The organism is Micromonospora sp. NPDC005171, from assembly GCF_040608575.1.
GTDB lineage: Bacteria > Actinomycetota > Actinomycetes > Mycobacteriales > Micromonosporaceae > Micromonospora.
The window spans coordinates 24,655-38,240 of the sequence record NZ_JBEXIM010000037.1; the positions used below are offsets into that span (position 1 = coordinate 24,655).

The 13,586-nt window shown below is 67.4% G+C and carries 13 protein-coding genes, 1 pseudogene and 1 riboswitch; of the genes and pseudogenes, 9 read left to right on the top strand and 5 right to left on the bottom strand.

Annotated elements, in window-relative coordinates:
- The first annotated feature begins 156 nt into the window (after positions 1 to 156).
- Positions 157 to 1,404, top strand: coding sequence for an MFS transporter (locus ABZU74_RS28085; protein ID WP_355429866.1), 1,248 nt, complete (start codon positions 157 to 159; stop codon positions 1,402 to 1,404).
- 66 nt (positions 1,405 to 1,470) lie between these two features.
- Here ABZU74_RS28085 and ABZU74_RS28090 read toward each other — a convergent pair whose 3' ends face one another.
- Complete coding sequence (locus ABZU74_RS28090; protein ID WP_355429869.1) at positions 1,471 to 1,842, bottom strand: hypothetical protein; 372 nt, start codon at positions 1,840 to 1,842, stop codon at positions 1,471 to 1,473.
- A 116-nt stretch (positions 1,843 to 1,958) separates the two neighbouring features.
- Here ABZU74_RS28090 and ABZU74_RS28095 point away from each other — a divergent pair.
- Positions 1,959 to 2,153 (top strand): annotated as a pseudogene (locus ABZU74_RS28095) (Ig-like domain-containing protein); the annotation flags it as partial.
- 259 nt (positions 2,154 to 2,412) lie between these two features.
- Here ABZU74_RS28095 and ABZU74_RS28100 read toward each other — a convergent pair.
- Entirely contained in the window at positions 2,413 to 3,366 is a 954-nt protein-coding gene (locus ABZU74_RS28100) for an EamA family transporter (RefSeq protein WP_355429872.1), read from the bottom strand.
- Between the two features lie 72 nt (positions 3,367 to 3,438).
- Between ABZU74_RS28100 and ABZU74_RS28105 the strand changes: the two genes are divergently transcribed.
- Both ABZU74_RS28105 and ABZU74_RS28110 read left to right on the top strand, forming a co-directional pair.
- Entirely contained in the window at positions 3,439 to 4,368 is a 930-nt protein-coding gene (locus tag ABZU74_RS28105; RefSeq protein WP_355429874.1) for a LysR family transcriptional regulator, read from the top strand.
- 494 nt (positions 4,369 to 4,862) lie between these two features.
- Positions 4,863 to 4,983, top strand: a riboswitch (SAM riboswitch).
- 213 nt (positions 4,984 to 5,196) lie between these two features.
- Positions 5,197 to 5,613 (top strand): hypothetical protein, encoded by a 417-nt coding sequence (locus ABZU74_RS28110; RefSeq protein WP_355429877.1) that lies wholly within the window; start codon positions 5,197 to 5,199, stop codon positions 5,611 to 5,613.
- A gap of 134 nt (positions 5,614 to 5,747) precedes the next feature.
- On the opposite strand, the gene ABZU74_RS28115 is transcribed toward ABZU74_RS28110, so the two are convergent.
- The 3 genes from ABZU74_RS28115 to ABZU74_RS28125 all read right to left on the bottom strand — a co-directional run bounded on the left by ABZU74_RS28115 (position 5,748) and on the right by ABZU74_RS28125 (position 8,341).
- The gene (locus tag ABZU74_RS28115) at positions 5,748 to 6,173 is read right to left on the bottom strand and encodes a hypothetical protein (protein WP_145796055.1); all 426 of its coding nucleotides are present in this window, start codon (positions 6,171 to 6,173) and stop codon (positions 5,748 to 5,750) included.
- A gap of 204 nt (positions 6,174 to 6,377) precedes the next feature.
- A complete protein-coding gene (locus tag ABZU74_RS28120; protein WP_355429880.1) occupies positions 6,378 to 7,115 on the bottom strand; it encodes a Stf0 family sulfotransferase in 738 nt (245 codons plus the stop codon).
- 269 nt (positions 7,116 to 7,384) lie between these two features.
- The gene (locus ABZU74_RS28125; protein ID WP_355429883.1) at positions 7,385 to 8,341 is read right to left on the bottom strand and encodes an aldo/keto reductase; all 957 of its coding nucleotides are present in this window, start codon (positions 8,339 to 8,341) and stop codon (positions 7,385 to 7,387) included.
- 468 nt (positions 8,342 to 8,809) lie between these two features.
- Here ABZU74_RS28125 and ABZU74_RS28130 point away from each other — a divergent pair, with 468 nt between their 5' ends.
- The 5 genes from ABZU74_RS28130 to ABZU74_RS28150 all read left to right on the top strand — a co-directional run bounded on the left by ABZU74_RS28130 (position 8,810) and on the right by ABZU74_RS28150 (position 13,475).
- Positions 8,810 to 9,730 carry a hypothetical protein gene (locus tag ABZU74_RS28130; RefSeq protein ID WP_355429886.1) on the top strand — a complete coding sequence of 307 codons (921 nt, stop codon included), beginning with the start codon at positions 8,810 to 8,812 and terminating at the stop codon, positions 9,728 to 9,730.
- Positions 9,731 to 10,218: 488 nt separating this feature from the next.
- Entirely contained in the window at positions 10,219 to 10,992 is a 774-nt protein-coding gene (locus ABZU74_RS28135) for a hypothetical protein (protein ID WP_355429889.1), read from the top strand.
- Positions 10,993 to 11,381: 389 nt separating this feature from the next.
- The gene (locus tag ABZU74_RS28140; protein WP_355429892.1) at positions 11,382 to 12,137 is read left to right on the top strand and encodes an SUMF1/EgtB/PvdO family nonheme iron enzyme; all 756 of its coding nucleotides are present in this window, start codon (positions 11,382 to 11,384) and stop codon (positions 12,135 to 12,137) included.
- A gap of 962 nt (positions 12,138 to 13,099) precedes the next feature.
- Complete coding sequence (locus ABZU74_RS28145) at positions 13,100 to 13,339, top strand: VOC family protein (protein WP_355429895.1); 240 nt, start codon at positions 13,100 to 13,102, stop codon at positions 13,337 to 13,339.
- Entirely contained in the window at positions 13,260 to 13,475 is a 216-nt protein-coding gene (locus ABZU74_RS28150) for a VOC family protein (protein WP_355429898.1), read from the top strand. Before ABZU74_RS28145 ends, ABZU74_RS28150 begins: the two co-directional genes overlap by 80 nt.
- Positions 13,476 to 13,586 lie beyond the last annotated feature (111 nt).

The following is a 13,586-nucleotide window of genomic DNA, read 5'->3' on the forward strand; positions in this document are numbered from 1 at the left end:
GACGAAGCCGTCCACAGCGGACCTCTCACGGGCGGTCGACGTGCCGCCGACCCCGGGAGTCCACGGGAGAATTTCCCGGCCGATCCGGGACGTCGTCCCGTACGCCCTACACCTGTCGCCCTGTCCGCCGGACCCCGCCGTCGCCAGGATTGACCCATGCCCTTGTCACGAGTGACGGACGTTGTCGCCGGCCTGGTACCGACCGACCCGCTCCGCAGGAAGCTGATCGCGATCCGACTGGCCGAGTCCATCGGCAAGGGAGTCTTCCTCAGCGGCAGCGTCGTCTACTTCACGCTGCGTGTCGGACTCGACGCCCGGCAGGTGGGCCTGGGCCTGTCGGCCGCCGGCCTGTCCGCCTTCCTCTCGTCGGTCCTGTTCGGTGTGATCGCCGACCGGGTGGGCGCCCGCCGCCTGCTCGCCATCCTGTTCGCCACGCTGGCGGTCGGATTCGGGCTATACAGCCTTGTCGACAGCGCGACCGCCTTCTTCGCGCTGGTGGTCACCGTCGGCTTCCTCGAGTACGGCACCGGCCCGACCAACGGGGCCCTCATCGGCAACCTCGTGCCCGCCGAGGAGCGGGTGAAGCTCAAGGCCATGATGCGGTCGGTGTTCAACATTGGATTCAGCATCGGTATCGGCGTGGCGGCCGTCGCCGCCCTCAGCCAACGGCTGCTCGTGCTGATCCCCCTCACCACTGCCGCGTTGATGGCCGGCGCCGCGCTCCTCGTCACCCGCCTGCCCGACGTGCCGCCGCGTCCCGCACCGGTGGGCTTCAAGCGTTTCGCCGCAGTCCGCGACCCACGCTTCCTCGCGGTGATCGGCGTCTCGACGATCCTCGCCTCGCACGTCAGCATCATCCTGGTGACGATGCCGCTCTGGGCGCTCAACCGCACCGACCTGCCGCACTTCCTGATTCCTCTGCTGCTGATCGTCAACACCGCGTTCGTCATCCTGTTCCAGGTACGGGCCAGCCGGGGCGCGGACACCGTGCACGGCGCCGGTCGGCTCGCCCGGCGCTCCGGCTACTGGCTGGCCGGCGGCTGCGCGGTCCTGGCGGTGACCACGCTCGACGACAACGTGGTCCTGGCGTTCGTGGCGATCGTCGCCGCCGTGCTGATCCTCTCCGTGGCCGAGGTGATGCAGGCCGCCTCCGGTTGGGGGCTCGCGTTCGGCCTCGCCCCCGAGCACGCTCAGGGCGAGTACCTGGGGGCGTTCGACCTGCACGTAATCACGCAGAACATCATCGGCCCGGCGGCGCTCTCCGGCCTGGTCATCGCCTTCGGCTTCTGGGGATGGCTGGGCATCGCCGTCGCCGCGCTCGTCGCATCGGCGCTGATCATTCCGGCCGCCAACCACAGCGCTGTCACGCTGGTCCGCGAGACGGCCTCGGCCTCCACGACCTGAGAAGGTGGTTCGGGAGCCTTTGTCTGATGTGGGCTTGGCGGTTCGTTGGAGGCCCTGCTGGTGGGGTTACGCCGAGGTCGTCGGCGGGGCCAGGGTGAACAGTTCGGCTTCGGGTTCGGGTTCGGTTTCGGTGAGGATCTGGCGGGCGACGAGGCGTTTGAGCTTGGCGCGGAGATTCTCGGTGTCCTTGGCGGTGGCGCCGGCGCCGAGGGCCGGGCAGATGTCCTTGGCGCGCATCGGCGCGGTCCCGGCGTGGAATGCGGCGAGGATCTGTTGGTAGGCGGGGTTGGCGACGGTCGGGTCAGCGGGTGCCGTCGTGTCGAGTGGGCCGCCCAGACTCAGGAGCGTTTTGCGGGTGATGGCGAGTTCGGCGACCTCGGTCTCGGCTGCGGTGAGCTGCTCGTCGAGGGAGGCGATCTGGGGTGCGGAGCCGCTCAACGGCGAGGCCGGCGGCGGTCTCGCGTTCGGTGAGCAGGGCCAGCAGCGTCGGCTGGGTCACCGTTGGTCACGCCAGGACGTGGTGGCGGTGCCGGTAGCCGCACGCTCCGACCCCGACCGGCGAGGTCACCGTCACCTTCGGCGACACGGTCCAAGTCGTGCCATTGGCGGCCGGTAAGGCCGTCGTCGAACTGCAGACTGCCGACCTGCAGCCCGGGGCCTACCAGGTCCACGTTGCCTACTCCGGCAACCCGACCTACCAGCCCTACGTTGCCAACTACCAGACGTTGACGGTGCGGAAGCCAGCATAGGCACCCCGAGGCGTGCCGAGACGCGCCACAAGAAGGAGCGGGCGAGATCTAACGATCTCGCCCGCTCGCTACTGCACGGCCCAGCAACCGGACCGGTCCCATACCCCTCTCCGCGCGCCTCGGGTAGCAGAGAGATGCCGAGGTGGGCGTACTGATGATGCCGGGGCGGCCGGACCGCGCGGCGTGCCAGACTTCGCCGTGACGACGACGAACGTGCGCGTCGATGCCGGCGATCGGTGAGCCGGCATCGGGATCCCGATCAGCGCGCGGAGGTGTCGTAGCTGCGGACCAGGTGGCCGCGGCCGGGACGTACTCGGAGCTTGAGGCCCTCGCTCTCGGCCGTGGCGTTCTTGCCGTCCGCTGTGGAGCGCCGGACCACCAGCGCCAGCCCGGCGAGGATGATGGCGGCCGCGGCAAGCTCCGTCGCGCCGACGGGCTCGTCGAGCAGTAGCCACGCCGCGCTGAGCCCGAAGACCGGCACCAGGAGGCTGAACGGCGCCACCCGCGCGACCGAATACTGGGCGATCAGCCGGTTCCAGATCCCGAAGCCGACGAGGGTCGACACGTACGCGATGTACACCACGGCGAGGAGCCCGCGCCACGACAGGCCGGTGATCGCATCCAGCACCGCCTGTCCGCCGTCGACCACGCCGGCGAGGCCGAGCAGCGGCAACGGCGGCACAAGGCTCGACCAGACCAGCAGCGAGAGCGGCCGCGTCTCGCCGCTGGCCCGCATGACCAGGTTCGCCGTGGCCCAGCTGGCCGCCGCGAACAGCGTCAGCACGAAGCCGATCACCGTGGCGTGGCCGCCGCTATCGATCGCCAACACCCCGATCCCGACCGATCCGACCAGTACGCCGGCCACCTGCGCCCGCGCCGGCCGCTCGCCCAGCACTGCCGCCGCCAGCAGCACCGACATCAGCGCCTGCGCCTGCAGCACCAGCGAGGCCAGACCGGCCGACATGCCGGCTGCGAGCGCCGTGAACAGCGCGCCGAACTTCAGTACGCCGAGCACGAGCCCGTAGGCGATCACGTAGCGGAGCCGGGCGCTGGGGCGCGGCACCAGGAAGACCAGCGGCACCGCCGCCGCGACGAAGCGCAGCGCGGTCAGCACGAGCGGCGGCAGGTCGCGCAGGCCCAGCTCGATGGCGACGAAGTTGACGCCCCAGATGGCGGCGACGAGCACGGCGAGAAGTCGGTGCGATGTTTTCACGCCAGCCAGGTTGCCCGAGAAAATACTTAAGGACCAGTTCAACGTTCTTCATCGAAGCTGTAGCGTGGCTACATGGATCTTGACGCACGCCGCCTGCGCGTGCTGCACGAGGTCGCGCTGCGCGGCAGCGTCACCGCCGCTGCCGCGGCGCTGCACGTGACCCCCTCGGCGGTCTCACAGCAGCTCGTCCAGCTGTCCCGCGAGGCCGGGCACGAGCTGGTCGAGCGGGCCGGGCGCGGAATCGTCCTCACCCCGGCCGGCCAGGTGCTGGCCAACCACGCGAAGGACGTACTGGACGCGGTGGAGCAGGCGGTGGCCGGGCTCGCCGCGCTCCACCAAGGGGTCAGCGGCACGGTACGGGTCGGCGCGTTCGCGTCCGCAGCCGGCGCGCTGGTAGCACCCGCCGCCGCCCGCGCGCGGGCGAAGCACCCAGAGCTGGACGTGCGGGTGATCGAGGCCGAAGACGAACAGAGCCGCCTCGACCTGCGCTCCGGCACCCTCGACGTAGTGGTGCTACAGGAGTACGACCACGTGCCCGTGCCACTCGTCGACGACCTGGACCGACATCCGGTCACCACCGACCCGATGCACCTGATCACCCCGGTCGAATGGCGCCGTCGCACCGGCCGGCTGAGCGAGCTGCGTGACCTGCCATGGATCGCCAGCGCCGAACACACGCCCTGCCTGCGGTCCACACTGCACGCTTGCCGGCTCGCCGGCTTCGAGCCGGACATCCGGCACCGTGCCGTCGACTTCGCGCTCACGCTGGACCTCGTCGCGGCCGGGCTGGGCGCCGCACTCGTGCCGGAACTGGCGCTACGCCACGTGCCACCCGGGGTGCACGTAGAACCACTGGTCGAACCGACCACCGAGCGACGCATCTTCGCGGTCACCCGTGCCCTCGGCGGCACGCCGCAACGGCCCGCGGTGGACGCCCTCCTGGCAGAGCTGAGCAGCCCGCCCGACCTCCCCCACGGACAGCTTCCGCCGATCATCGCCTGACGTACGTTCTTCGGCCCCCGGTCGACGACCATGCAGCCACGATCGGGGGCCACCTGCGGCGGACCAACCGGACCACGAAGGAGCCGGTCAGCCGTTAGAACGCCTGGCGAAGCAGCGAGGACCCGCGCATTGTCGAGTGCACGGTAATCGACAGCTGCGGGTGGTCTCTCGTGCCAGCTCCGGCAGGTACTGACGCACGTACGCGCCGCCTCCGGCGACGTCTCCCCCACGGCTCTCGACCTGCGCCGCAACATCGGCATACTGCTGGTCCCCGAAGACAAGCCCGCCGAGGACGTGAACGAGCTGCAACCGCTGCACGACGACCTTTGCGTCGTCTACGGCCCAGATCATGAACTGACCCCGGAGGTCGCCGACCTGCTTGCCCGGCTCCGACTCGCCGCCGACGGATAGATCTGCCACCGCCGTCGGCTCACGTCTCCCCCGCGAATTGCCCGGGGTTGCTCCCGACCTCGCTGATCTCTACACTTCCTGGGCGTCAAGAGTGGTCAGCGCCAAGCCTCCCGGCTTGCTGACCCGGCAACCGCGCCACCCGCGCACGGTGCCCCCGGGGGAAGACCAGGCCGACCGCAAGCTGCGGTACGGCAAGAGCGGGTGCCCTGGGCACCAGAAGGCGAGTTCACCGTGCCATCCGAAGAGCTGAACCTTGCCGCTTTCGCGGTCTGCCTGACCTGCGGGCACCTCCGCGATGGCGCTCCACGCGAGCAGCGGTGCCGCTGCCAGCCCCGTACGCCAGAGTGGGAGCAGCAGTGGCAGGGCCAGGACATCCCTGGTGACCTCGACCTGTGTGTGTTGTGCGTCCGGGATACGGTGACCACCCGAACCCGGTGGTCGTGGCTGGCCTGCGAAACCTGCCGACACGTCTCGCAGCTCGTCGGCGAATGGTACGGCCACCGGGCCGCACTGCCGCTGGGCCGGCACTCGCTCATGAACGGCGACGTGGTCCAGCCACCGACGGCCACGAACACCGAGGTCGCCGCCTCGCTGGTGGCCTCCGCGCGGCGTTGCGACGAGCTGCGCGAGTGGCATCAGGTGGAGTTCGACCGGCTCGCCGAGCCACTACGCGCGGTCGGCCCAAGCGTGCCGCTGGCCGAGTGGCAGCGATACTCGCCGCCGTCGCTTGGAGCGAGCGTTGACGCCCTCGACCGCTACGGCGTCATGCCCGTCCCCCACGACCTCAGCAGCCTCCGCCAGGCCCAGAAAGAATTCTTGTCCACCGCTCGTTGACCGCCAGTCCAGCCGGCTGCTGTTGACGGTACCCGATATCGCGAACAGCAGCCGCGCTGTCGGTGCGGTTACCGAGCGCTACGGACAAGCCTGCAGCGCGCAGACAGCGGCATGAGAGTGTTCCTGATCTTGAATCAGAAACCTCGGAAGACACCATCCGCGCCCGCTGAAGTCGCAAACTCGATGTAGTCCATGTTCGCAAGCGACAGGTTGTTCTGGATCGCCTGCACCTGCTGCGGCAGCGCCCGGAACGGTCGCGCGTCGACCCCGGCGTTGAGGTTGATGACCAGTACGGGGTGGTCTGGCGTGGACACCGCGACAGCGTCGATCACGAACAGCACTGGGTGCCGGTACTCGTGCGGGTAGCTCGGTGGGTAGCCGGCCACGATCGTCTCTTCGTCCAGGCCGTTCAACGCGCGGTCCTCAACGAAATCTACGTCCGCGCCGAAGCCCTCCTCGGTCGGCTCCGCGATCCACTCCCTGATCCGGTTCCAGTCGGCGTCATCGGTGAAGTCCGCCCGCACCACCGGAACGCTCCACGTCCCCGGCAACTCTGCCACCGGCGCAGCGTAACCGCCGAGACAGGCCCTGGCCTAGTGGCGTACACGCAGCGCGCCTGCTGCCCTCAGTCGCGGCCGGCGTTCGCCGGCAGCGCGCTCGTGGCGGCAGATCCGGATGCCGCAGCGCACGCGTCTGCGGCATGGGCGGACGCACTCCGTTCCTTTCGGCTGGTGAGCCGACACGAACCCAGCTGGGTCGGACCGTTAGCGAGACTTGAACCTCGTGGTCCAATCGGCGTTGACCTGGTCGGCCTGCCGATGGTGTCGGACGATGAGCTGCCGGCCGTGTGGAACCGTTAGGCCGAGGTAGTCGAGCACCCCTTGCGCAGCGGACCGTGGATCCGCCGCCAGCTCCTCGTACGTCACCTCGTGAGGCACGATGCCGTGGGCGTCGAACCACGTCGCCCAGCCCGCCTCGGCACTCTCGATCGTGGCGACGAGCTGGCCGATGAGCACCTCGTCATATCGAGGATCTTGGCCTCCCGGAGCGACGGCCTCATGGGGATGCCAGAAGTGGGTCTGCAGTGCCTTCGCCCACGACACGGCCTGGGCGATGACATCGCGTCGCCGCAAGTGGACGAATCGAAGTCGACCGAACTGGGCAATCAACAGGCCCAGGTCGTCAGTGTCCGCTGGTCTCGGTGCGGAGGAAACAAGATCTGCGATCAGCTCCGGCATCGTCTCTGCCATGAGCCGTCCACCGAAGACATTGTTCGACGTTCTACCGGCCGTCAGCGCCGCCCGCACGAACCCTTCGTCGATCCGTCCGTCACGCGGTCGGGCGATGTGCCAGGCATCGGCGTACGCAGTCAGCGTCTTTCGATTGAAGTAGGAGGCTGGGTGGCCAGCGACCCCAGACGACTCCAGTAGACCGCACAGCAAGGTACTTCCCGTGCGTGGCGTCGCGCAGATCAGGTAAGAGTCGACCTCCAGGCGTCCCACAGCTGCGAACAGTAAACACGCGCCGATCTAGAGCGAACCGAATTACCGAACGCCGGCGGCCCGCGCAGCGCGCGCTCTGCGGCATGAGAGTGCGTCGACCGTTGCTACGACACCAACGCCCGGAATTGAGGGAAGGCGGATGGACTCTGGCATCACCGGGATGACGAGTTCGGTGAAACGACGAATACATCCGACCTCAACTCCGCTGGTGCCTGTCGGCTGGCTGCCCGGGCGCTGTGCGTTCGAGATGTTGCGCGGTGCCGTGTCGGTCAGTGTCGTGCGTACGGGTCGGCCCAGGCAGAGTGGTCCGCCGCGTCGAGTCTCCGCACTTGTTCGTCGTCTAGTTTCAGCGTTACACCGTCGAGGGCGCTGTCCAGTTGGCTGGGCTTGCTGCCGCCCAACATGGGGCGGATACCTCGGCTCAGGAGCCAGGCCAGGACCACCTGGCCGCGGGTTGCCTGGGTCTCGGTGGCCACCTCGTCGAGGACCAACAGCCGGGCCTTGTTGCCGGGGTGGTCGTACACGTCGGGGATGGGCTTGGCCGGATTGTCGTAGGCGCCGGACAGCAACGGGGTATACGCCCACAGCTCCATCGTGTGTTCAGCGGCGTAGTCCGCCTGCTCGTCACTGAGCACCCCGAAGCGGTGCGCCACACCGGGCGGCAGCGTGCCGGGGCGCGGGCGCAGGTAGGTGGCGTTGAGTTGCAACGCGTCGAACGGCCGCGATCCGATCGCTTGGGCGTGAGCTCGGCCGCGTTCGACCAGCCAGGCAGGGTGGTTGGAAACACCGAACCGGTCGGCGCCCAGGCCGGCGAGCGCCTCGACGGTGTCCTCGATGGGCACCGACCGGTCCTCCTGGTGCAGCCACAGTAAGTCGACCCGGTCGATGCCGAGTCGGTCGAGGCTGCCGGAGAACGCCGTTCGCACCGCGGCCGGGGACAACCCTTGGCGGCGTTCTGGCCAAGAGCCTGACTCGAGCGGCTCGGCGCCCAGCTTCGTGGCGATCCGGACCCGGTCACGGACGCCAGGGCGAGCGGCCATCCAGCGTCCGAGCAACCGCTCGCTGTCGCCTCCGTGGCCGGTGCTGCTCGCCCAGAACGCGTAGCAGTCGGCGGTGTCGATCCATACTCCACCGCGCTCGACGAACCGGTCGAGCAGTGTGAAAGACGTTTGCTCATCAATGGTGGTTCCGAACATCATCGCCCCGAGCACGAGTGGGGACTCCATCGCTTCGACCATGTCGAAGACCTTGACACCTGGAGTGCGCTCCAGATCAAGCGGCACAGCCGATCGAGCGGTTTCTGGTGCAGTGGAACGTCGTGCGGACCCAACCCACTACCCACTCTCATCGGCACGACCGGACATCGTGTATGCCGGTCAAGCAGCATCACGCTGTGTGACCCACACGCGGCCCGCCGCCGCGCGTGCTCTGCGCCATAAGCGTGCGTCGTGACGCGATGGAATGCCTCGTTCCACTCGGCGAGGATGCGCTCCGATCGTGGCGTGTAGTGCCTTCAAGGCATCGACCAGGCGGTCGATGTGTTTGACGGGCATACGGGCCGTGAATCGGGTCAGCCGATGTGCATCGGGATCGCTGCCGCAACCACGGCGTCCGCGCTGCATCGCCTCCTGGACCAGCGCCGTTGACCTTGCAGTCAGCGACTTCAGCTTGACTTGGTCCCGCATGCTTGAGTCGTGGTGAACGAGGGTTGCACAAGCTACGGCTGGAGCATCATCAGCTCGGCGTCAGCGAACTCGGCTCTCGCCGCCGTGCTCGCCGGCTTCGTCTTTTCAGGAATTACCATTCTTTTCGGCCGGACAGGCGCCCGAAGCACCAACGCTTGGGCCCTATTCATCTCCGCTTTCGTGGTCCTAGCCTTCGATAGTTACATGTTCGCGATGGTTTCGGGCAGCGACCGCAGCGACCTATGCGTACGGGTCTGGAGCGAGGGAATGACTGCCAGCGGCATGCTGGCCGTTGGCGGCGCGGCGGTAATGACAGGTATTGGCTGGCTGGTGCACAATCACGCTGACTCCACGCAAACCCCCAGCGCTGAACCACCGGCCGACGGTAACGGATTTGACGTCGACCGACTCGCCCGAGTAATGGCGCAAGGTGTCGTAATCGCTGTGGCGTTACTACTGAGCCGAGCCACGCGAGATTATTACAACATAGCAATTCCTGACGTCCCGGCTTGGGTTGAATGGATGACCTTGGCCGTGCCACTCATCATCGGTGGCCTCATCGTCTGGCTGGCGGTCTGGCCACGAGTCCAACCTGGTCGTTCGGGATCAACGGCAAATGCCACATCCGCTCCGCCGCACGCATCAAATGCCGCCTCCTTCCGGTATGCCTGCTACGCCGTCTTGGCCTACGGGCTGATGGCGCCGATATTCGCGGGTACCCTGTCATACCTCCCGCCCCTGATGATGACTCCCGGACACTCAACCGCAGTTGTCGTCGGCACCACCGCCTTCGGACTCGTATTTCCCGGCGCATTGCTAGTGCTTCTGGTCCTCGCCGCGGCCCCTCCAACCACAGCTCGCACACCTCATTCCCGAATCGATACCTCACCGCAAGATCCGGGCGAGAAATCAGCTTCGCAGGACTTCTAATTTCTGTGCTTATGGTGGCTTATGCGGCTCTCCAAGCCAAACTGAATCCATGATCTATTTCGAGATAAGCGGGCACCCTGAACATAGTCCCGGTCAACGTGATTTGTTGGTAATGGTGCGTTGGTGCGCTAGCAGGCTAGGTTAACCGAGCGGCAATGCCGACGTGGTGCGTCCGTTGGGGCATGATCAGGTGCACGCACATCGGCAGATCCGGACGCCGACGCTAGCCCGCTCTGGCTACGGTGCGTGACGCGCCCCGACAGCGGCCGCCCCATGGAGGAAGAATTCGCGTCGAACGAATACGCGCTCCTGCCAGTCAACCGGCTCTCTACCGCGTCCAGGCCGCGCTCGAGCACACAGGCACCCACCCTGCCCTAGCAGACACCGCAGAACGGCAACGCAGACCTACACCATCGGCCTACGGCGGCGGCGTTTCCCGGGCAATACACTTGCGACTTTGATTCCGGTCCGGGAGACGGTGGCGACCAATGCCTCGAAAGAAGATGTGGGTTGAGTACGACGACGGATCGCATCTGTCGCAGTCGCAGAAGAAGCCCGGCGAGTACAGCCCCCTCACCCGTGAAGACGGCACCAACAAGCTCGGTCACGTCACGCTCAGCGACATCGACGAGGACGACGAAGAAAGTCCGTACGTCTACACCACGGATTCGAGCGAGCCCGACAGACCGTCGACACCAGCGGAGCCGTTGTTGTCGGACCGGGAAGTGGAGATGCTCGGCGCCCTACTCATCCTCGGTGCCACCGCCGCCGTGGACAAAGCCAAACCGCATGTGACGAGATGGCTGGAGCAGGCGGTGCCGGTCGTGAGGTCGACGTGGAGCCGGTTCAGATTGCGCGAGATCGGCGGCCCAGCCACTCGTGTGGAGAAGGCTGCGGCGGTAGAGGTCGCGCCCCCGACCGAGACGCAGGAAGTGGTCGCCGCGCTCGAGGCGTACCGGGCCAGCATGAGCACTGAGGAAGCGCGGAACCGTTTCCTCGCGGCCCTCGTGACCCGGCTGTACAGCGAGAAGCAGCTGAGAATGCTCCGGGAAGCCCGAATCGAGGACGTCAGCGGCCTCCTGGAACTGGACAGCATGGTGGAGCCGCTCACCGCTGAGCAGATCCGATCCGCCATCACGGCGCTGCTCGAGGAGAATCCGTCCCTGGTCGGCGACGGTGCGCAGGCCGAACTCGGGAAGATCCTCGGTACAAACCACCCTAAAGGCACTCAAGTACCCCTGGCCCGCAAGTCGTCCGCATAGCCGCACCGAACCGATCGCGGGTTGTAACCGCGAGGAGCTGGCCGCCCCCTGGCGTCAACGAGCAACCCTGTATCCAGCAGGTCATCCTGCCGCCGTACGCGCGCCCGCCCTTCGCCTCGCAACGCGCTTACCGCCTCGCCGAAGGCACCCAATCCGCCCGCGCCCTGTTGGTACCCGACCGCCAGCAGGACCCGCCCCGACAACACGGGCCTCGGAGCCGACCACTCCAACACCCGCCACAATCTTGCCCACTGGCGCAGGCGTGACGTGCCGATCAGCACCAACGCGGCATAGCGCCGGTCCGAAGCGCCACATTCGGTTGGTGAGCGCGCGAGCTGCGGGTCATCGGGAGAGACCGCCGGACGGATTGGCTGCTAGCGTTCGCCGCCATGTGGACCGAGGAGATCGTGGCCGGGCGACCGGCATGGCGGCATGTTCCGTCGGGGGTCGTGTTCCGGGAGGTTCCGGGCGGCACGTTCCGGATGGGACTGTCCGAGGCGGAGCTGGACGCGGTACGCGCGATCGAGCGCAGCGGAGGAGTCGAGGACACCATCGAGCCGTTCCTCGCCAGCGCCAAGGACGCACAGCCGGTACGCGAGGTGCGGGTCGAGCCGTTCCTGCTCGCCCGGCACCCGCTGACCGTGGCGCAGGTCCAGCACTGGCTGCCCGAGTACGAAGACGGCTACGCCGAGGCGGACACCGGCACTGCGCGGCTCGAAGGCGACCTGGAGGACGTGCTCAAGCTGATGCCGTTCCAGCTGCCCAGCGAGGCGCAGTGGGAGTACGCAGCGCGAGCCGGCACCACCACGCTGACGTTCCGCGGGGACAGGAAACCCGACGAGGACCAGCTTCTCGACGATTTCGGCGACGAGACGCGGACGGCCGCCGGCGAGAACGCGTTCGGGCTGGTGGCGATGGGATCGGCAAACGAGCTCTGCGCCGACGTGTGGATCGCCGGGTTCGACGGCGCACCGTCGACCGCGCGACCGCGGACCGGAGACGGGCCCCGCAGTGTGCGCGGCGGAGCCGCCGACCTCTACCCATGGCAGGGCTGTGACGAGTGGCTGCTACTGCTTTCCGCCACCCGGTACGAGCACGCCGACTTCACGGCGGTACGCCCGGCCGCACCACTGCCGCCCCAGTGAGGGTGGTCTAGCGGATCTCTCTCGAGCCGGCAGCAGGCCGACGATCGCCGAACAGGTGCGCCGCCCGTCGGCCCACCGCCCGTACAGCCCGAGGGACCGCTTGGTCCCCCGGCAGCACGGTAGTCCGGCCGACACCTGCCGGCCGGACACGACGCCGTGCGACGAGTCAAGACGATCGAGGCGTATCCCGAGCTCGACAGGGTCCGCGCTAAGCAGCCTCAACGAGCAGCGATCCATCGATCGCCAACACGCTGGCCAAGCGGATCTACGTCCACCCCGACAGCAGCCACCTCAAGGTGGCGGCCGAGCACCTCGAATCAGGCCTGTTCGGGTGACTCGATCGCCCGAAAATCAGCAGTACGCGCGTACGTCAGAATTGTGAGACGAAACGGCAAAAGGCCCCGATCCACCGAAGCGAATCAAGGCCTCTGACCTGCCGAAACTCTGTCGGGACGGCCGGATTCGAACCGACGACCCCTTGTTACCATCCGTAACGAAATCGAGCTTGTCATTGATTGTCAAAAATAGGCGTTGAGCTGCACAGACACGATCAAATGCTGGTCGCTCCTTGTCACTGATTGTCAACGGCAGACGGGGGTTTTCGGGGGGTAAACGGGGGCCCGGCAGACATGACAGTGCCGGGTCCCACCGCGCCCCGCTCCCCCGCCATCGGGGACGTGCCGTCACCAGAAAACAGCGTGCGCCTGCCCGTCGCGACTCGCCTACCCCGGGCAAGGGGTTCGTCTCGGTGGACCGCCACGGACCGATGCCCGACGTGGGATACGCCTTATCGGCGCCATCCCGCTCAGCTGAAGATCAGCCCACCTAGGTCCCGCGCCAGCCGTTCGGAACCCGTCTTTGTCACGAGCCCTCTCAGCCGGACGCGCGTCCACGACCCGACGCGGTGCGCGCTCATGCCGAGATGAGTGCGCCCCAGTGGGAGCGGGCTGCACATCGTCGCTATGGTCGGTGTCGTGGAGACACTGGGCCGACTTGCCGGAGTCACGGTCGACTGCCGGGATCCGCAGCGACTGGCTGACTTCTGGTCCGTGGTGCTTGGAGGACGCGTGACGGAGTCTCTTCCCGGCTGGGCGTCGCGTCACTGTCGCCGGGGGCGGCCCGGTGCTGACATTCCAGCCGGTCCCGGAGCCCAAGGCCGGCAAGACGCGGCTACACCTCGACATCGCCGTTACCGACGTTGACGAAGCGGTCGATCGGATCGGGATGTTGGGCGGGCGGTGGACAGGTGAACGGCATGACTACCGAGAGGGCGCAGTCCTCGTCATGACCGACCCGGAGGACAACGAGTTCTGCGTCGTGCAGTACTACCGGGTGTGATCTGGTTAGGCTTTCGACCGAGCATCCGAGACCTGCTGATGGCGTCGTACGCACCGTCGTCGTTGCACACTGATCACAAGCGGCCGCGAGAGTGTGGAGCCGTCGACACAC